12 protein-coding genes and 1 pseudogene are annotated in these 19670 nt (G+C 70.1%); 6 read left to right on the top strand and 7 right to left on the bottom strand.

Annotated features, from left to right (window positions below):
- Nucleotides 1-3: 3 nt before the first annotated feature.
- The 5 genes from cds1 to PFX91_RS01595 all read right to left on the bottom strand — a co-directional run bounded on the left by cds1 (nucleotide 4) and on the right by PFX91_RS01595 (nucleotide 7894).
- Nucleotides 4-1140: an L-cysteine desulfhydrase Cds1 gene (gene cds1 / locus PFX91_RS01615; RefSeq protein WP_285728855.1), complete on the bottom strand. Its 1137-nt coding sequence runs from the start codon at nucleotides 1138-1140 to the stop codon at nucleotides 4-6.
- Nucleotides 1141-1358: 218 nt separating this feature from the next.
- Complete coding sequence (locus PFX91_RS01610; RefSeq protein WP_285728854.1) at nucleotides 1359-1685, bottom strand: tetratricopeptide repeat protein; 327 nt, start codon at nucleotides 1683-1685, stop codon at nucleotides 1359-1361.
- A 192-nt stretch (nucleotides 1686-1877) separates the two neighbouring features.
- Entirely contained in the window at nucleotides 1878-2432 is a 555-nt protein-coding gene (locus PFX91_RS01605; protein ID WP_502888227.1) for a beta-class carbonic anhydrase, read from the bottom strand.
- Nucleotides 2433-2485: 53 nt separating this feature from the next.
- Nucleotides 2486-4972: a DNA gyrase/topoisomerase IV subunit A gene (locus PFX91_RS01600; RefSeq protein WP_285728852.1), complete on the bottom strand. Its 2487-nt coding sequence runs from the start codon at nucleotides 4970-4972 to the stop codon at nucleotides 2486-2488.
- A 153-nt stretch (nucleotides 4973-5125) separates the two neighbouring features.
- Nucleotides 5126-7894: a glycosyl hydrolase gene (locus PFX91_RS01595; protein WP_285728970.1), complete on the bottom strand. Its 2769-nt coding sequence runs from the start codon at nucleotides 7892-7894 to the stop codon at nucleotides 5126-5128.
- Nucleotides 7895-8239: 345 nt separating this feature from the next.
- On the opposite strand from PFX91_RS01595, the gene PFX91_RS01590 reads away from it, so the two are divergent.
- Both PFX91_RS01590 and PFX91_RS23220 read left to right on the top strand, forming a co-directional pair.
- On the top strand, nucleotides 8240-10411 hold the full coding sequence (locus PFX91_RS01590; protein ID WP_285728851.1) for a RecQ family ATP-dependent DNA helicase: 2172 nt from the start codon (nucleotides 8240-8242) through the stop codon (nucleotides 10409-10411).
- A 200-nt stretch (nucleotides 10412-10611) separates the two neighbouring features.
- A pseudogene (locus PFX91_RS23220) lies at nucleotides 10612-10821 on the top strand (IS982 family transposase); the annotation flags it as partial.
- Here the strand turns inward: PFX91_RS23220 and PFX91_RS01580 are convergent.
- A complete protein-coding gene (locus PFX91_RS01580) occupies nucleotides 10819-11754 on the bottom strand; it encodes a sugar kinase (RefSeq protein ID WP_285728969.1) in 936 nt (311 codons plus the stop codon). The pseudogene PFX91_RS23220 and the gene PFX91_RS01580 sit on opposite strands and share 3 nt — an antisense overlap.
- A gap of 272 nt (nucleotides 11755-12026) precedes the next feature.
- Here PFX91_RS01580 and PFX91_RS01575 point away from each other — a divergent pair, with 272 nt between their 5' ends.
- From PFX91_RS01575 to PFX91_RS01560, 4 genes are all read left to right on the top strand, one after another.
- Nucleotides 12027-14747: a bifunctional acetate--CoA ligase family protein/GNAT family N-acetyltransferase gene (locus PFX91_RS01575; protein ID WP_285728849.1), complete on the top strand. Its 2721-nt coding sequence runs from the start codon at nucleotides 12027-12029 to the stop codon at nucleotides 14745-14747.
- A gap of 86 nt (nucleotides 14748-14833) precedes the next feature.
- On the top strand, nucleotides 14834-15412 hold the full coding sequence (locus PFX91_RS01570; RefSeq protein ID WP_285728968.1) for a DUF5998 family protein: 579 nt from the start codon (nucleotides 14834-14836) through the stop codon (nucleotides 15410-15412).
- 251 nt (nucleotides 15413-15663) lie between these two features.
- The gene (locus PFX91_RS01565) at nucleotides 15664-16479 is read left to right on the top strand and encodes an enoyl-CoA hydratase-related protein (protein ID WP_285728848.1); all 816 of its coding nucleotides are present in this window, start codon (nucleotides 15664-15666) and stop codon (nucleotides 16477-16479) included.
- A gap of 179 nt (nucleotides 16480-16658) precedes the next feature.
- Nucleotides 16659-17312 carry an MBL fold metallo-hydrolase gene (locus PFX91_RS01560; protein ID WP_285728847.1) on the top strand — a complete coding sequence of 218 codons (654 nt, stop codon included), beginning with the start codon at nucleotides 16659-16661 and terminating at the stop codon, nucleotides 17310-17312.
- A 10-nt stretch (nucleotides 17313-17322) separates the two neighbouring features.
- Here PFX91_RS01560 and PFX91_RS01555 read toward each other — a convergent pair whose 3' ends face one another.
- Complete coding sequence (locus PFX91_RS01555; protein ID WP_285728845.1) at nucleotides 17323-19428, bottom strand: CHAT domain-containing protein; 2106 nt, start codon at nucleotides 19426-19428, stop codon at nucleotides 17323-17325.
- Nucleotides 19429-19670 lie beyond the last annotated feature (242 nt).

The following is a 19670-nucleotide window of genomic DNA, read 5'->3' as shown; positions in this document are numbered from 1 at the left end:
TCCTCAGGGGGCCCGAGGCGGTTCCCAGACCCCCTCCGCCAGGAAGCGGTCGATGGCCTTCCGGTAGGGGGCGGGGTCCAGGCCCTTGCCCGCGATCCAGTCGTCGTTGTAGTAGCTGTGCTGGTAGCGCTCACCGCCGTCACAGATCAGGGTGACCACACTGCCTTGGCGGCCCTCGCGGAGCATCCTGGCCACCAGGTGCCACACCCCCCACAGGTTGGTGCCCGTGGAACCCCCGGCGGACAGTCCGGTGACGTCGTTCAGGTGGCGCATCGCCGCGATGCTCGCCGCGTCGGGTACGGGCATCATCAGGTCGATCACGGAGGGGACGAAGCTCGGCTCCATACGGGGTCGACCGATCCCCTCGATCCGGGAGGGCATGCCGGTGGCGTAGTCGGTCGTGCCGGTCACCCAGCCGGGGAAGAAGGCCGAGTTCTCCGGGTCCACCACCGCCAGGCGGGTGCCCAGGCGTCGGTACCGCAGGTAACGGCCGATGGTGGCGGAGGTGCCGCCGGTACCCGCTCCCACCACGATCCACTCGGGGCAGGGGTGCCGCTCCAGCCCCAGCTGCTGGAAGATCGACTCGGCGATGTTGTTGTTGCCACGCCAGTCGGTGGCCCGTTCGGCGTAGGTGAACTGGTCCATGTAGTGGCCCCCGGTCTCGGCGGCCAGCCGTTCGGCCTCGGTGTACATCGCGGGAGGGGCGTCCACGAAGTGACAGCGCCCGCCGTACCGCTCGATCAGTGCGATCTTCTCCGGACTGGTCTTGCGGGGAAGGACCGTGATGAAGTCCAGGCCGATGAGTCGTGCGAAGTAGGCCTCCGACACCGCGGTGGAGCCCGAACTGGCCTCCACGATGGTGGTGTCCTCCCGAATCCAGCCGTTGGCCAGCCCGTACAGGAACAGCGAGCGGGCCAGTCGGTGCTTGAGGCTGCCGGTGGGGTGTACCGACTCGTCCTTGAGGTAGAGGTCGATGCCCCACTCCGGAGGAAGCGGGAACACGTGCAGATGGGTGTCGGCTGAGCGGTTGGCGTCGGCCACGACGCGGCGTACCGCCTCGTCCGCCCAGGAGCGGACGCTCGCGTCGCAGCGGTCCACCCAGGGGGCGCCGTCGCCCGGTTCGGTCGGTGAGGGTGACATGCCCAGAAGACTAGAGCCTGTTCGGTGGGCCGCGCCCGGTCTTCGGGCGAGGACGCCCACGAGGTCACCGGAGACGCCGAAGGCGTGGTCCTCCCAGAGGCCCGAAAGGCCGGAGTCTCGGAAAGGAACGCCTCCGACGGTTCGCTCCGGCGTCGGGGAGGGAGCCGGGTCCCCGAGAGGGATCCCGGCCTCGCGTCCCGTTGTCTCCGGTCGCTCCCTCAGTCCAAGGAACCACCGGACATCACCGCGTACATACGGCGATAGGTGGCCGCTTCCTCACTGCGGTTCTGTCGCTCCAGCGTACGGGCGAGCGCGATGTGCGCCCAGTTGTCCACCGGGTCCAGCTCGATGATCCTGCGGAAGGTCCGCTCGGCCTTGTTGAGCTGTGCGGAGTGGAAGTAGGCGCGACCCAGCAGCTCCAGGAGGGAGCGGCTCTCCGGCTCTTTCTCGACGATCGGTTCGAGAGTACGGGCGGCGTAGATGGGGTCGCCCAGTTCCATGAACATGCGAGCGCGATTGAAGGTGTCGTAGGTGTTCTCTTCCACGGTGCTCCTTCCGACGGCCACGGGGCCGTCCCGGATCACAACGGCGGGGGTACCGGCCGCATTCCTTGGCGGAGGCGCGGTACGGAGACGGTGGGCGGGAACGCCCACCGTCCGTACGCACACTGAAGGGATCCCCGAAGACGCGGGTCGTCACACGTGCGGGACCGCCGCGAACCTGGTGGAACGGGTCCCTCACAGACCCGTGGGGGTCACCCGGCCGGTGTCCACGTCATAGATCGCGCCCGTCACCGGAAGATCGGCGGGCAGCAGAGGATGGTGCCGAATACGCTCCAGGTCGTGGTGGAGAGCCCCCAGCTGGTCGTTGTCGGTGTGGAAGTCCAGACTGCGGGTGTCCACCCCGTACTCCTCCCAGATGGTGTCGTGGACGACCTGGTCGTTCTCCACCGAGGCCATCTTGCAGCGGGTGTGCGGCATGACCAACACCCGGTCCACGCCCAACAGGTACACCGCCAGGACGAGGGTCCGCAGGGTGTCATCGGTCACGCGGGCGCCCGCGTTGCGCAGGATCTTGGCGTCGCCCGGCTTCAGGCCCAGGGCGTCCAGGGGCTCGATCCTGGAGTCCATACAGGTGACCAGGCCCAGTCCGCGCGCGGCGATCGGTTTGAGACCACCCAAAGAGAAGGTCTTCGTATAAGACTCGTTGGCCGCGATGAGGTCGGCGAAGGCGTCTGTGGAGGAGGTGGTGTCGCTCACGTGGATCCGCTTCCTTGTCCCATGGTCGCGCATGGGCCCGTGTGCACCGGAAGGTCTTCCGGTGCACACGGTATGGCGTGAAGTGCTCAGGTTCCGGACTCGGGGCGGGTGATCCCCGAATCGGTCTGCCCACTGCCTACGGTAACGATCGCGCGCGGAAGAGTTTCACCCGACCCGTCCCGACGGTCGTTCAGATCGGGCAGTCGGACCGGCTTTCCGTCGGCTCGCGCCGCACGAGCCGGGGACCGGCCGATCCAGGCCAGCAGCAGCGTGTCCTCGCCCTTGAGGTAGCGGTGACAGCGTACGCCACCGGTGGCCCGCCCCTTGACCGGATAGGCCTCGAACGGTGTGACCTTGGCGGAACCGGCCTGGGTGCCGTCCAAGGCGCCGGCGGAACCGGAGACGGTGACCACCACCGAGTCCTCCGGAGCGGGCACGGCGCCGAACCACAGCACTCGCGCCTCCTCCGACAGGCGGATGCCCGACACGCCGCCCGCGGGTCGTCCCTGCGGCCGTACGGTGGAGGCCGAGAAGCGCAGCAGCTGTGCCTCGGAGGTGACGAAGGCCAGGTCCTCCTCTCCGGTGGAGAGTTGGGTGACGCCCACGACGCGGTCATCGTCCTTGAGCGTGATGATCTCGAAGTCGTCCTTGTTGGGCGGGTAGTCGGGGGCCACCCGTTTGACCACACCGCTGCGCGTTCCCACCACGAAACCGGGCCCGGAGGCGTCCATCGCCACCACCGACACCACGCGTTCGTCCCCGTCGAGCTGGACGAACTCGGTCACGTCCAGACCGGAGGCCAGCGGCGGGGCCTCCTTGCCCTCGTCGGGAAGCTCGGGGAGCTCGACCACCGGGACACGGATCATCCGGCCCAGGTCCGTGACCAGGCCGACGTCCGAGCGGGAGGTGGTCGGGACGGACACGTGGACCGCGTCGTGCGGTACCCGCAGCCCCTCGTACAGACGCGGCACGGTGGCGCCCTTGCTCCGGCCGATCATGCCGTCCACGCCCATCAGCACATGACAGGGCTGGTCCGCCATCTCCAGCGGGATCACCGCGTTGCGGGCGACCCCGTCGCTCTCGCGCAACCGGGTACGGCGCGGGGTGGCGAACGCCTTGGAGACCTCGCCCAACTCCTTGGAGACCAGGCGGCGCAGCTTCTTGTCCGACTCCAGGACCGCGGTGAGCGCCTCGATCTCCTTGTTCAGCTTGTCCCTCTCGGTCTCCAGTTCCAACCGGTCGAAACGGGTCAGGCGGCGCAGCGGGGTGTCCAGGATGTAGCGGGCCTGCACGTCGGACAGGTCGTAGGCGCCCATGAGCGCCTCGCGCGCGGCCGCGGTGTCGTCGGCCTCGCGGATCAGGGCGATGACCCGGTCGATGTTCAACAGGGCCACCAGCAGCCCGTCCACCAGGTGCAGACGCTCCTGGCGTTTGGTACGGCGGAACTCGCTGCGGCGGCGCACCACGTCGAGACGGTGGGCGACGTAGACCTCGAGGAGCTCGCGCAGACCCAGGGTCTGGGGCTGGCCGTCGACGAGCGCGACGTTGTTGATGCCGAAGGACTCCTCCATCGGAGTCAGGCGGTACAGCTCCTCCAGGACGGCCTCGGGGTTGAAACCGTTCTTGATCTCGATGACCAGGCGCAGGCCCTGGTTGCGGTCGGTGAGGTCCTTCAGGTCCGAGATGCCCTGCAACTTCTTGGACTGCACCAGTTCCTTGATGCGACTGACGACCTTCTCCGGCCCCACGTTGTAGGGCAGCTCGGTGACCACCAGACCCGTTCGACGCGCGGAGACCTTCTCGATGGAGACGGTGGCACGCGTCTTGAAGGTGCCGCGGCCGGTCCGGTAGGCGTCGCGGACGCCGTCCAGTCCGACGATGGTGCCGCCGGTGGGCAGGTCGGGGCCCGGTACGAACTCGGTGAGCTCCTCCAGGGTGGCGTCGGGGTGGGCGATGAGGTGGCGGGCCGCCGCGATGACCTCTCCCAGGTTGTGGGGGGCCATGTTGGTGGCCATGCCCACCGCGATTCCGGAGGCGCCGTTGACCAGCAGGTTCGGAAAGGCGGCGGGCAGGACTTCGGGTTCGGTCTCCTGACCGTCGTAGTTGGGTTTGAAGTCGACGACGTTCTCGTCGATGGAGGAGGTCAGCAGCTCGGCGGCGCGGTCCAGACGGGCCTCTGTGTAGCGCATGGCCGCGGGGGCGTCGTCGCCGCCCAGGGAACCGAAGTTGCCGTGGCCGTCGACCAGGGGCACGCGCATGGCGAAGGGTTGGCTCAGGCGCACGAGGGCGTCGTAGATGGCGCTGTCACCGTGGGGGTGGAGCCGACCCATCACTTCCCCGACCACACGGGCGCACTTGACGTGGCCGCGGTCGTGCCGCAGCCCCATCTCGTTCATCTGGTAGAGGATGCGCCGCTGTACGGGTTTCATGCCGTCGCGCGCGTCCGGCAGCGCGCGTTGGTAGATGACGGAGTAGGCGTACTCCAGGAAACTGCCGCGCATCTCCTCGGAGACGTCGATGTCGATGATCTTCTCGGCGAGATCCTCGGGGGGACGGGAAGTAGTACGGGCCATGTCCGTAATTCTGGCCTGTGCCAGAGACTGAAACGTACACGGACGCGTGGCCGGAGGCGTGTGAGTCGTGCGCCGGGTGGGTTTTGTCTGCTCTGAAGAGGTGGTTTTCGCCCCGTGAACGAGGCGAAAACCACCCTGTCGGAGTGTCGGACGTCAGTCGGTGAAGGGGATCGAGACCCAGGCACCGTCCCCGGGGCCGACGAGGACCCGCGAGTCCTGGTCGCCCAGGGCGCTCCACAGCTCGACGCGGACGGAGCCGCCGGTCAGGTCGCCGAGAGCTCCCTCGGTGCTCGCCGTTCCCCGGCCGTGCGTGTACTCCTCCCAGCCGTCGAGATCGTCGGTGGCGAAGTAGTGGTAGGTCTCCGTCCGGTCGTCGGTGCCGTCGCCGTCCAGGTCGTAGACCACGCGGATCTGGACCGCGTTGGCGATCGAGCCGCCGGAGTCCACCGGCAGGGAGAACTCCGTGCCGCCGCCGGTGTGGGAGCCGGTCAGCCCGTCGACGCGCAGGACGACCCGGTCCGAGGGCGGCAGGCCGTCCTGGTTGCGCCCTCCCGCGGAGGGCACGGTGATCTCAGCGACCGAGCCGTGCTCGGTGCCAGAGAGGGCGGAGGGCGTCAGGTACAGGCGACCGTCGCCCACCGTCCCGTCGCCCGGCTCTCCCGGCTCACCGGGCTCTCCCGGCTCACCGGGGTCACCGCCGCCGCCCACGCCCGTGGTGGAGGCCAGGGAGCGCGGTTCCACACGCAGCTCGACACCGTCGGAGAAGGAGACGGTGATCGGCTCCGTACCCGGGTTGAACGCGGTGTGGGTGCGGTCGCCGCCGTCGGTGAAGACGGCGTAGTGGGCGGTGTCGGCGGTGACGGAGGTGTCGACCGTGCCCACCTCGGCGAGTGTCGAGACCCACTGGTAGGTGTGCGCCTTGGACTCGCCGGCCTCCGGCTCGTAGGTGCGCCACTGCTCCTCGAACATGCGCAGGGCGTCGTCTCCGTCGGACAGGGCGCGGTGCTCCCAGTGGATGTCGCGCCAGATCTCGGGCTCGTGCCCCAGTCGGTCCACCAGGGACCGGTACACGGCCCCCGCGTGCTCGGGGTCGTGTCCCAGGTAGAGAGAGGCCGCGGTGATGGGCAGGTAGTTGATGCCGTAGTGCTCCTCGACGCCGCCGTCCCACCAGATCCGGTAGTCGCCGCCGTCGCCCCAGACCATGCCGACCACGTCGTGCCCGAATTCCTCGGGGAAGGTGGTCCCGCCGTGGTTCTGCCAGTAACGGGCGATGGCCGAGGCCTGGGTGGTGTGCAGGTACACGCCCAGGTCGCGCAGTTCCTCATCGCCGGTGAGCGCTCCGAACAGTGCGGTGGCCGCGGCGAAGTGCATGCCCTCGGAGGAGGACTCCTGGTTGTTGCCCGCGGCGAACCCGGCGTGTCCGGAGGCCCAGCCGTGGCCGGCGTAGGGCGAGAAGGAACGCAGACGCGGGAACATGTCGTCGTCGGGGTCGGTGGCGGCCACGTCGCGGATCAAGAGGCGGATCATGCCTCCCCACGCGTCCTCGGAGGCCCATCCGTTGTCGTAGCGGGCGACGACGGCCGCGGCCGAGACGAAGTAGCCGTAGTGGAAGTCGTGGTCGTTGAGTTCGGTGGCCGCGCCGAAGCTGTCGGGGTAGCCGAGCATGGTGCCCCAGTCGGCCTCGTAGGCGAAGTGGCGGGTGCCGCCGACCGTCAGCCAGTCCTCCAGACGCCCCTTGAGCAGGTCGAGCATCTCGTCACGGGCCTCGGTGTGTCCGAGGGAGTCGGCGATGGGGACGAGCTGGGCCAGGCGTCCCATGGCCTTTCCGTCCCAGTAGGTGTCACCGGGTTCGGGGAAGAGCTCGGACTCGGCGAGAACCTCGTCGATGAGCAGGCGCATGCGGTCGTGGTCGGCGCTGTCGACCGTGGGCAGGCTCGGCAGGACACCGTGTGTGGTCAGCTCCGTGGTGAAGGCCGGCCCCTCGACCACGCGCATCTCACCGCGCGGTGAGACGTAGGAGAGGTCGGTCAGATCACTGGTGGCGTTGTCCCAGTGGTGGGGGTAGAGCGCCATCACGGTGCCCGTCTCCCCGCCCTCCCGGGCCTCGGTCTCCACCCGGTAGGTGCTGGTCAGGGTGGAGGCGGCCTCGTCGTAGTCGTACTCGACGACGGACCCGGTGACGAAGGAGTGGGCGTACGGGGCGAAGAGGTCCAGGTCCTCGGGGGAGGGCAGGACGGCCACGGAGTAGTGACCGTGGTCGCCGGTGGCGGCGGTGAAGGTGCCTCCGGAACGGACCCAGGGGGCGTCGGAGGGCGAGAAGAGGGCGTAGTGGCGGCCGCCCACGCTCGCGCCCACCACCGAACCCTCCTCGTGCCACACCTCGGGTGTGCCGGAGAAGCTCACCTGGGCGTCACCGCCGTCGGTCTCGGCGTAGGCGAAGGGCAGTCCCTGACCGATCGTGACGCGCAGGGTGGGGCCGCCCCCCTCCCAGTGAGCGGTGACGGTCCAGTCACCGTGGTCGGCGACCCGGGTGTCGGGGGAGTTCAGCCCGACCGCACCCAAGGACAGGTCCGCGACGTGGGGATGTTCGTACTTGAGCCCGTCACCGACGAGCCGGTGGTCCTTCGGGTAGCCCATCTCCAGGCCGCCCGCGTGGGGGCGGAAGCTGGCGGGGTGGGCGAAGAGGTTCTCTCCGTAGGGGTTGTCGGGATAACGCTGGAAGATGAGAGAGGACCACCACTCGTTGGTGGGAGCGTGTCCCTCGTAGTCGTCGGTGACCTTGGGGTCGACGGGGGCGCCGTTGAGGTCGGAGGGACCCGGTGCGCCGGCGGGGAGGGCGTCGCTGTAGCTGCCGGAGCCGACCGGGACCTGCGCGGCGGAGGCCGGGGTGGCGGTGAGCGCCAGTGGCACGGCGACGGCCATGGCGGCCGTGACCGCCAGAGCGCCGGTCCGTAGGCGTCGGAGGGACCTGTCGCCCGCGCGGACGCGACGTGGCGACGGTTCCTCAGGGGGGAATCGCATGTCCTCATCCCTTTCGTTGGAGTACATGGCGGCCCCGGGAACGGGAGCGCTCCCACGGCCGGGGCCTGACAAGGAGTGTTCATTCGAGCACGTCACATGGCAATGGCGGGAAACTGTAAAGTTTCCATACTGTTACGGGAGAGGCCTCGGAGCCGGGGGAGGAGAGCCGCCCCCACCGTGCCGTGTCGGGAACCGACCCTGTGGACGACCGCTTCGGTGTCCCTCGACTCTGGTACCAAGGAACGTATGGCCACACCCACCCCTGACGACCCCGTCTCCGCCGATCCCGCCGACGACGCGCTGCGCGAACGCGCCGAGGAACACCTGCGCGCACTGGCCGGAGACTCCGCACGGCTGCGAGAGGACCAGTGGACGGCCATCCGCGCCCTGGTCGCCGAACGGCGCAGGGCGCTCGTCGTCCAGCGCACGGGGTGGGGCAAGTCGGCGGTGTACTTCGTGGCCACCGCCCTCGGCCGCGCGCGGGGCGCGGGACCCACCGTCATCGTCTCTCCGCTGCTGGCGCTGATGCGCAACCAGATCGCCGCCGCCGAGCGGGCGGGCATCCACGCACGCACCATCAACAGCTCCAACATCACCGACTGGGAGAGCGCCTACGCCGAGGTGGCCGCGGGCCGGGTCGACGTGCTGCTGGTCAGCCCCGAACGTCTCAACAACCCCGAGTTCCGGGACCGGGTGCTGCCGGAACTGGCCGCGGGGGCGGGACTGGTCGTCATCGACGAGGCCCACTGCGTGTCGGACTGGGGGCACGACTTCCGCCCCGACTACCGGCGTATCCGCTCCCTGCTGCACGACCTTCCCGAGGGCGTTCCGGTGCTGGCCACCACCGCCACCGCCAACGAACGCGTCACCCGTGACGTGGCCGAGCAACTCCGTTCGGGAGAGGCCGGCCAGGAGACGCTGGTGCTGCGCGGCCCCCTGGAACGCGAGAGTCTGCGCCTGGCCGTGGTCCGCCTGGCCGACTCCACCGCCCGACTGAGCTGGCTGGCCGAGCACCTGCCCAAGATCCAGGGCTCGGGCATCGTCTACACGCTCACCGTGAGCGCCGCCCAGGAGACCGCCCGATTCCTGACCGAGCAGGGCGTGGACGTACGCGCCTACACCGGCCAGAGCGACCCCGACGAGCGACGTGAGGCCGAGGACGACCTGCTCGCCAACCGGGTCAAGGCCCTGGTCGCCACCAGCGCGCTCGGCATGGGCTTCGACAAACCCGACCTGGGCTTCGTAATCCACCTGGGCGCGCCACAGTCCCCCATCTCCTACTACCAGCAGGTCGGCCGCGCCGGACGTGGTGTGGAACGGGCCGAGGTGGTGCTGCTGCCGGGGCGTGAGGACACCCGGATCTGGGAGTACTTCGCGGGTCTGTCCTTCCCACCCGAGCAGACCGTGCGCCAGACCCTGGACGTGCTCTCCACCGCCGACCGGCCACTGTCACTGGCCCACCTGGAGACCCGGGTGGACCTGCGCCGCACCCGACTGGAGCAGATGCTGAAGGTGCTGGACGTGGACGGGGCCGTGCGCAGGGTCCGGGGAGGCTGGGAGGCCACCGGGCGTCCGTGGACCTATGACGCCGAACGCTACGCCGCCGTCGCTCGGGAGCGGGAGCGCGAGCAGCGGGCCATGCTCGACTACCTCGATCTCGACACCTGTCGCATGGAGTTCCTGCGGCGCCGGCTCGACGACCCCGAGGCACGGCCGTGCGGTCGCTGTGACGTGTGCACGGGGGAGTACTGGAACACCGACGTCGACCCCGCCCGGCGTGAGGCGGCGGCCGAGCACCTGGACCGTCCCGGCACGCCGATCACGCCGCGCCGCCAGTGGCCGACGGGGATGAACACCCTGGGCGTGAACCTGTCGGGGCGGATCAAGGAGGAGCTACGGGCGGAGGAGGGGCGGGCCCTGGGCCGCTTCACCGACATCGGATGGGGCGAGGACCTGCGCCGTGTCCTGGCCGAGGACTCCTCCGACGCTCCGGTGGACGAACACCTGCTCCAGGGCGTGGTGCGGGTCCTGGCGGCCTGGGACTGGAGTCGACGCCCCGTCGGCGTGGTGACGATGCCCTCGCTCACCCGTCCGGGGATGATCACCGACCTCGCCTCACGGCTGTGCCGACTCGGGCGGCTCGAACCCGTGGGTGCGCTGGAGTACCGCACCCAGAGCGGTACCGGACCCCGTAGGCACAACAGCGCGATGCGCCTGGAACAGGTGTACTCGGCACTGGTGGCGGGAGAGGGGCTGAAGAGCCGGATGGCGGACCTCCAGCGGCGCACCCCGGGACCGGTGCTGCTGGTCGACGACTTCACCGACACCGGATGGAGTCTCACCGTCGGCGCGGCCCTGCTGCGTCAGGCCGGGGCTCCGGCGGTGCTGCCGCTCACGCTGGCCACCGCGGGAGGGTGACCTCGGGTGCCCCACCGAGGCGCCCTCGCACCGTACGAGGCCGACCTCCCGAGGGGCCGAACACGGACCGGGAGCACGAAGGAGGCGCGCGAGAGGCGCGGCCCGGACGCCCGGGCCGCGTCGAGGAACGTCGCTCAGATCGTTGATGGGAGTTTCCTGAAACCCCTGCGCACATGGCGAAGGGCGTTGAGGATCGGTGTGTGACGACCAACCTTGACGCCCTTCTGACCGCACTCTACGTCCATCTGGACGACCACGTCCTGCCTTCACGCGAACAACCCGTCGAACGCGGCCCCAACCGGCTGCTCACCGACGCCGAACCGGTCTGCGTCGCGGTGGCCCAGGTCCTGCTGCGGCATGATTCCGAACGCCACTGGATGCGCGCCACCCCGCACCGCATCGGCCATCTAGCGGATGCGCTGGCCTCGGGGCGCGCCACGACGGACCGGCTGTCCGTCGCCCAGGTCCGGTCGGGCGCCCGGCTGATGCAGGGCACGGGCCGCCAACTGATGACCCCGCGCCAACGCCTCCTTCGGGTGACGCCCGGCCAGCCACGCGGGCAGGAACCCCGCGATGAACGCATCGCCCGCCCCGACCGAACCCGGAGAGGGATCCACCTGTTCGGCGGGCGCGGTCACGCAGTCCTCCCGGGTCTTGGAGGCCCACAGGCCGCCCTTGTCCCCGAGCTTGATCACCACGTTCGGGTACCAGGCGGTCAACACCTTGGCGGCGGCCTCGGGCTCGTCGCGTCCGGTCAGCACCCGCGCCTGGTCGGTGTTGGCGAACAGCAGGCGAGCACCCTGGGTCCACTCCAGGAAGTTCTCCGCGCCCGCGCGCTCCAGCGGCGCGTGCGAACCGCCGTCCACCGAGATCGACATGCCGCTCTCCCGGGCCATGCGCAGAGCCACCCTGGCGGCGCGGCGGGAGTCGGAGTTGATCAGGGTGTATCCCGAAAGGTGCAGGTGCCCGTCCGGGCCGAACACGTCGCGGGGCAGGTCCTCGGGCTGTAGGCGGGCGTTGGCTCCCGGATCGCTCAGCATCGTGCGGTCGCCCTTGTGAGTGATCATCACCACACAGGTCCCGGTGGGGCGTTCGGGGTCCATCACCATGCGCGAATCCAGGCCGTAGCCCATGAGTTCCATCTCACGGGTACGTCCGGTGATGTCGGAGCCGCGACGGCCGACGAACGTGGTTTCGGTGCCTTCCACGGCCAGCCACGAGGCGATGTTCGCCCCGGAACCGCCGCCGTACATGATCACGGACGCCGGAGTGTCGCTACCGCGGGCCAAAGGGTAGAACGCGCGCGCGACGGCATCGGTCATCAGGTCACCGATCACGACCACTCGTGTCATTTCGCCAACCACCGCCGAGGGTTATGAGAATCCGTGCTCGCACGACGTTAACAGGTGAACCGTCAGCGGCGTGTAACGAAGTGACAGCACCCCGGCCACACCGCCTCCGGACCTGATACCGGGCCCCGAGTCGCCAGGGGACGAGCTCGCGGGAGTCCCGGCAGGCGTCGGAGGACGTACCGAGCCTACCTTCGGGCGGGGTTTTAGCCGCGCCCGGACGGACTTTCCCCGGATTCGGTCGTTTGTCGTCTAGTCTCGCACTCGTGCAGTCCTACCCGAACCACTGGGAAGCCGATGTCGTCCTGACCGACGGAGGCACCGCGCACCTGCGCCCCATCACCCCTGAAGACGCCGACCCGCTCCGTGACTTCCACTCCCGGCTTTCTCCGGAGACCATCTACTACCGGTTCTTCGCGCCCTACCCCAAGCTCTCCGATCGCGACGTCCAACGTTTCACCACGGTCGACTACGAGGACCGTGTGGCACTGGTCGCCACCATCTCCGACTCCCTCGTCTCCGTCGTGCGCTACGACAAGGTGGGGCCGGAGGAGGCCGAGGTCGCCTTCGTCGTGGAGGACGCCCACCAAGGCCGGGGCCTGGCCTCGGTGATGCTGGAGCACATCGGCGCGGCGGCCCGAGAACGCGGGGTACGCCGTTTCATCGCCGACGTGCTGCCGGAGAACCGGCGCATGATCAACGTCTTCCGCGAGGCCGGATACACCGCCCAGCAGACCTTCGACGAGGGTGTCATTCGCCTCACACTCGACCTTCAGCCCACCGACGTCTCCACCGAGGTCATGCGCGACCGGGAACAGCGCGCGGAGTCGCGTTCCATCGCCCGTCTGCTCTTCCCGAGCTCCGTCGCGGTCATCGGTGCCAGTCGCGCGGCCCACACCATCGGCCAGACCTCCCTGCGCAACCTGCTCAACGGCGAGTTCCAGGGACCCGTGTACCCGGTCCACCCCGAGGCCAAGGCGGTCGTGGGCGTACGCGCCTACCCCTCCGTCCTGGACATCCCCGACCAGGTCGACCTCGCCGTCGTGGCGGTGCGCGCCGACACGGTGGCCGACGTGGTCGAGCAGTGCGCGGAGAAGGGCGTGCACGGACTCGTCGTGGTCAGTTCCGGGTTCGGGGAGGCCGGCCCCGAGGGGCGGGCCCGACAGGACGACCTGGTACGCACGGCGCGGGCCGCCGGAATGCGCGTGGTCGGGCCCAACTGCCTGGGCATCGCCAACACCGACCCCGGGGTCTCCCTCAACGCCACCCTGTCACCCGATCTGCCGCCCACAGGCACGATCGGCTTCTTCTCCCAGTCCGGAGCCCTGGGCAGGGCCATCCTGCAACGCGTCGCCGAACGCGGGATGGGCCTGTCCACCTTCGTCTCGGCGGGCAACCGCGCCGACGTGTCCGGCAACGACCTCATGCAGTACTGGCAGGAGGACCCCGCCACCGAGGTGGTCCTGCAATACCTGGAGTCGCTGGGCAACCCACGCAAGTTCACCCGTCTGGCCCGCCGCCTGGCCAAGCAGAAGCCGGTCGTGGCGGTGCGCAGCGGAGGCTCGGCGCGCGCCACCCCCACCGGCCACGCCGCGGGCGGGCTCGCCCTTCCCGACTACGCGGTCACCTCCCTGTTCCAGCAGGCCGGCGTGGTGCGGGTGGACGACATCACGCAGATGTTCGACGCGGCCCAGGTGTTCGCCTACCAGCCGCTGCCCGTCGGGCCCCGTGTGGGCATCATCGGCAACTCCGACTCCCTGGAGCTGCTGGTCAAGGACGCGGCGGTACGCCAGGGGCTCAAACCGCACGACCCGGTCAACCTCGGCCCGCAGGCCACCGCCGAGGACTTCGACCACGCTCTGGAGTCCGCGCTCGCCGATGACGAGGTGGACTCGGTCGTGGTCGTGTTCATCCCCGCCCTGCACCCCATCTCCGACGACGTCGCCCGGGTCCTGCGGGCGCGCTCCCTGGGCTCGACCAAGCCCATCGTCACCACCTACCTGGCCCGGCAGGGCATGCCGGAGGAGCTGCGCCACCTCGGTGAGCGGGGACAGACGGCGCGTGGCTCGGTCCCCTCCTACCCCTCCCCCGAGGACGCCGTACGAGCCCTGGCCTACGCCACCCGCTACGCCCAATGGCGCGACCGCAAGGCGGGTCGTCACCCCGAACTCCCCGACATCGACCGCGCTCGGGCCCGGTCCGTCATCGACCGCGCTCTGAGGAACACCGCCCCCGACGAGGAGCGGATCGCCTGGTTCGGAGGCGAACGCCGTTACGACGAGGAGACGGCGGTCTCCAGTGAGGACGCCCGGGAGCTGCTCTCCTGCTACGGCATCCACGCCTACCCCGACATCCCGGTGTCGTCCGCGGAGGAGGCGGTGGTGGCCGCCGGTGAACTCGGTTATCCGGCGGTGGTCAAAGCCGACTCCCCCGACCTGCGCCTGCGTGCGGGCGGCACGTTCGTGCGCGCCGACCTGCGCACCCCCGAGGACGTGCGCAGCGCCTTCACCTCCTTGCACGAGCGATTCGACGGCGAGGCCTCACTGGTCGTGCAACGCATGGTCGCCCCCGGAGTGCCCACGGTGATCCGGGCGGGCGACAACCAGTCCTTCGGGTCGGTGGTCTCCTTCGGCCTGGCGGACGTGACCGCCGAGCTGCTCGATGACCGGGCCTTCCGCCTGGCGCCGCTCACCGACATGGACGCGGCCGACATCATCCACTCCGTACGTGCGGCTCCGTTGCTGTTCGGACTGCCGGCGGGGGCGACCTCCCTGGCCGAGCAGCCCAACGTGGAGGCGTTGGAGGACCTGCTCATCCGCGTGTCGCGACTGGTGGAGGCCTTCCCCGAGATCGGTTACGTCGACCTGGACCCGGTCCTGGTCAACGCGACCGGGGCCCATGTGCTGGGTGCGCGCCTGTGGCTGCGTGAGGCTCCCGAGGTACGGCCCGACGTCGGGCCCCGACGACTGCGCGGGGTGACGTTCTGATCAGGGGATGGGCCTCCCGTTTTCCGTACCGGTCGCAAAGTGTCACGGGAAGGAGGCAGGATAGGAGTATGAGGAAAACACGTGCCGTGTCCACGGACTGGCGGCTGGAGATCGAACGCAGCGGGTACTACCCCGCGCTGGTGATCGACGCCGTTTCCAGTGCTCTGGGCAGCGAGAGCGCCGAGTCGTTCATCGTGCACCACGAGGCGACCTTCGACCCTGCCATGGAGATGCGGCGGCACATCACGGTGATGCTGCTGACCGCCACCCGGCTCGTGGTGTGCCACACCGATGAGCACCCGCCTACCGAGCCCGGCGGCACCTCGCACGCCTCCACCACGACCGACAGCATCCAGCTGGGCAACATCCAATCGGTGGCGCTGACCCGGGTGGTGCCCAACCCCGCCCAGTACACCCCCGGCAGCACCCCCAGCGAACTGGTGCTGAGCATCAACCTGTCCGTGAACTGGGGGGCGATCGCCCACATCGACCTCGAACCGGCCTCCTGCGCGGACGAGACGTGCGAACTCGACCACGGATACACCGGTGCGGTCACGGCCGAGCCCCTCACCCTGCGTGTGAGCGAGGCCGCGGACGGCACCGCCGCCGTCTCGGCGATGACGCACTTCGCCGACGCGCTGTCGGAGGCGACCACCCGCCGCTGAGGGGCGAAGAAGCGGGGCCCGACGACGGTGGGCACGGACATGGGTCACGTGGTCCCGGGAGGACAGACGGTCGGGCCTGGGAGGGGCGTGGTGTCCCGACGACACGGCGGGTCTAGGGTGGGGAACCGCGTACAACACGCGAACCGGACGCGTCCGGCCACAAGCTCGGCGCGTACGCGCGCCGCGACCGGCGTTCGCGCGCTCCGATCCTCCCCCACGCGGGGACGCACCAGGAGAAAGGCCCGCCCCCGATGACGCAGGATCAGCCCACGACGCCCGACACGTCCTTGGTGCGCCTGAGCACCGACCGGGCCATCGCCACGATCACCCTGGACTCCCCCCGCAACCGCAACGCCCTGTCCGCGCGGCTGCGCTCGGAGCTGTCCGGGGCCCTCGCCGCCGCGGTGGCCGACGACGAGGTGCGCGGCATCGTGCTCACCGGTACCGGACCGGTGTTCTGCGCGGGAGCCGACCTCAAGGAGGTCGGAGCCGCGTTGAGGGGCGACCCGGTGGAACCGGCGCCCGAACTCCCCGAGATCTTCGAGCAGATCATGAGCGCCCCCAAACCGGTGATCGCCGTGCTCAACGGCGCGGCCCGGGCCGGGGGCATCGGGCTGGTGGCCGCGGCCGACATCGCGCTGGCGCCCGAGAGCGCCACGTTCGCCTTCACCGAGGTGCGTATCGGCGTGGTCCCCGCCATCATCTCCGTGCCGCTGTCCGCCCGGATGCACTCGCGTCAGCTCAGTCGCTTCTTCCTCACCGGCGAACTGTTCGACGCCTCCGCGGCGGCCCGAGCGGGGCTCATCACCCAGGCCGTGCCCGAAGAGGACATGGAGCGCGCGGTGGAGGAGGTCCTGAACGGACTGCGGGCGTCGGCGCCCCGAGCGCTGTCGCGGACCAAGGAACTCCTGAACGAACTGGGTTCGGGTGACCTGGCCGCCCCGGAGCGTCGTCCCGAGGCCTTCCGCAGGATGGGCGAACTGTCATCGGAGTTCTTCGCCGGTGAGGACGCCGCCGAGGGCCGTGCGGCCTTCTTCGAGAAGCGCCCGCCCCGCTGGGCCCGCTGACGCCGCTCCCGCCGTTCCCCGCTCCGTGGCTCCGTCATCGCAGCGGTGGGAGGGAGGCCGTGGGCGGCCCATGCCTCCCTTCCGCGGGGCCGGGCGGGGGAGCGGGCTCCTCTCCCGTTCGGATCGCCCGGTGCGCGGCCCCGGTTCGTCCGCTCCCCACGAGAGGCCACAATGGTCGTGTGAGTTACTCCGGAGATACCAGGGTCGGCGGTCCCGCCGACCTGCGACGACTACCGCATCTGACGATCGCCAAGATGGCCGTCGGCCCGATGGACAACAACACCTACCTGCTGCGTTGCCGCAGCACCGGTGAGGCCGTGCTCATCGACGCCGCCGCCGAACCCGACCGGATCCTCGAACTGATCGGTGAGGACGGACTGACGAGGGTCATCACGACCCATCGCCACCAGGACCACTGGCAGGCCCTGGCCGATGTGGTGGGCCAGACCGGTGCCCGCACCGTCGCCCATCCCGAGGACGGCGAAGAACTCCCCGTCTCCGTGGACGAGCCGGTCGTCCACGGAGACCGTGTCCCCGTCGGGGACTGCTTCCTGACCGTCGTCCACCTGCGCGGGCACACACCCGGTTCGATCGCCCTGCGTTACGACGACCCCGAGGGCCACACCCATCTGTTCACCGGCGACAGCCTCTTCCCCGGTGGTGTCGGCCGGACCTGGTCCGACGAAGACTTCCGTGTCCTGCTCGGGGACGTGGAGAAGCACGTGTTCGGCGTGATGGCCGACGACACCTGGGTCTACCCCGGACACGGTCGTGACACCACCCTGGGCACGGAGCGCCCGCACCTGGACGAGTGGCGCGAGCGCGGCTGGTAGGGGCGGGGCGTCAGGCTCCGAAACAGCAGAAACCCCATGGCCCGAGGTGAGCGGCCACCGCCTCGGGCAGGGGTGTCCCCGAAAGGAGCGCACGGTGGAAGCGCGACATCGCCCCTCCGGTCCCGTGGTCCTCGACGGGAACGGGACTGGCCACCACCGTACGGACCCCGGCGGCCAGCAGCGCACCGACGAAGCCGAGAGGAGCCCCGGCGCGGCCGGCGAAACCCCGACCGCTCCCACAGGTGGACAGGATCACCGTGTGCGGCACCCGGGGTGGTGAGACCAGGTCGTAGGCGAGCAGAGAACCGTCGTGCAGGGTGATCGAGGCGAGCATGGGCGAACGGTCGGGGACCCGTCCATGCCCGGCCAGGTGGACCAGATCGGCCTGGCCGAAGGCCGCCAACACGTCGAGACGTCCCGCCCGTCCGCCGGTGAGCACACGCGCCCCCGGAAGGAGGCGGCTCAGCTCGGCCACCTCGTGTCCGGCCCCCGACGGCTCGTGCGCCGCCACCAGCAGTACCCGCCCTCGGGAACGGGGCGTGCCATGGGACACGCGGTCCAACCAGAACCGGGCGGTGGGCACCAGCTGTACCGGGCGCCCCCGCAGCCCGGGGAACATGCCCCACGGTGGATCTTTGAGGTAGGGGTCGCCGGCCACCACCAACGGGCGCTCTCCGAGCAGGGGCGACAACGGCGTCACCAGGGCGCGGGAGACCGCCTCCGCCGCCGCCCGGGGATCGGGAGCGGCCCCGATCCCCGGGAACGACACGGAGTGGACGAATCCGGCGAGGAGACGCGCCACCCGCGTGACCGGGCCCAGCGCACGGGCGTGCACGCGTCCGTCGGCGACCACGAGTGCCCACGCCTGACCGTGGGTCTGTGTGTATCGGACGAAGGCCCGGTCGCCGAGGCGCTCCGGCAACACCTCCGCCAGAGGCGGGAGGGTGCGGACCCTTCGCGGGCCGTGCGTCGGCCGCGCGGCGCGCTTCTCGTGATGGGCCTGCCAGCGGGCGGACTCCAGAGCCCTGACCAGGGGAGCGGTGGCGTGTCCTTGGACGAGCGCCCGACGATAGAGCCGGGACAGCGAGGCGGTCGTCGGTGTGCGCACGTCGGGACCGGGTACGCGCGCGACCGCCCAGGTCCGGGCCAGTTCCGCCCATTCCAGCGCGGTTTTCGCGTCCCCCGCCTCCAGCGCGCTCTCCAACCCGGCTCGGATCACGTCGGGGTCCTCGCGCGCCTGAGCGAGCCAGGGCCCCGGGGCGAGGGACACCGCGCCCTCCAACGTCTTCAACGCCCGTTGCGGGGCGGTCCCACCGCGGGGTTCGGGTGCGGCGAAAGGCCTTCTGACGGTCAGAGCCGTGTGCGCCCGGGGCACGGGGGCCGACGCGCGCGCCCGAGCCGAGCGCAGGGCGATCCTTTCGAGACGGGTCGCTGGCCGATACCACATCGAGGACGCCCCGAACATGTGCCGCACCCGGCGGGTGAGTTCGACCGTGCGGTGGTGGTCGCCCCGGAGCAGGCGCAGCTTGGCCTCCACCAACATGGTGTTCGCCGACCCGGAGGACTCCCCGTCCCCCGCTCCGTCGGCCAGCGCGGTGGCCGCCTCCTCCACCAGTCCCTCGGCCAGCAGGGCTTCGGCCAGGTCCACGTGCAGGGCCTCCCTCCGTTCGGGAGGAAGGAGCCCCACCAGGCCGTGGAAGGTGGCGATGGCGGTGGGTGTGTCGCCCCGGTAGAGGCTGAGACATCCCAGGTTCTGACGGACGACCAGGCCCATGAGCTCCAGGCGGCGTTCCTCGGCCAGGGAACGCGCCGTGTGCAGGTGTTCCTCGGCCTCCTCGAAACGACCGCGCAGGGTCTGTGCCAGTCCCAGGTTCAGCAGGACCCCCGGCATCACCGTCGCGGACTCGGCCACGGGGTGGTCGCGCAGCCGCCGATGGGCGTCGCTGAGCAGGGCCAGGGTCTGGTCGAGCATGCCGCCCTGCGCCAACCGCACTCCGCGGGTGACCTTGGCGAGCAGCTCCCTGCCGGAGCGCGGCGCGGAGTGTTCGACTCCGTCGACTTCGACAGGGGAAGAGGGAACGGGGGAGAGGGGATCCGGTCGGGCGGAGGGGGACACGTGAAGGTGCCTTTCGCCGAGGGGTGTACCGGTTCCAGGAATAGCAGCGCTCAGGAGCGTACGGGAAGGGCGGGCAGGAACGGGGGGAGGGCGTGGTGGGTGCGAATCGGGACGAAGGCAGGCGAAGGAACATGATCGAGCGTGCGTTCGTACCCGCCGATAATCCGGTTGTGGAGAGTCCTGTTCTGTGACCACCGGACGATCGGGAGTCGTGTTCCCTCGACGTTCGAGGAGGTCGACCG

This window comes from Nocardiopsis sp. ATB16-24 (assembly GCF_030271535.1).
Classification (GTDB): Bacteria; Actinomycetota; Actinomycetes; order Streptosporangiales; family Streptosporangiaceae; genus Nocardiopsis.
The sequence above is the reverse complement of the archived record's forward strand: the minus strand, read 5'-3'. Positions and strand labels throughout refer to the sequence as shown.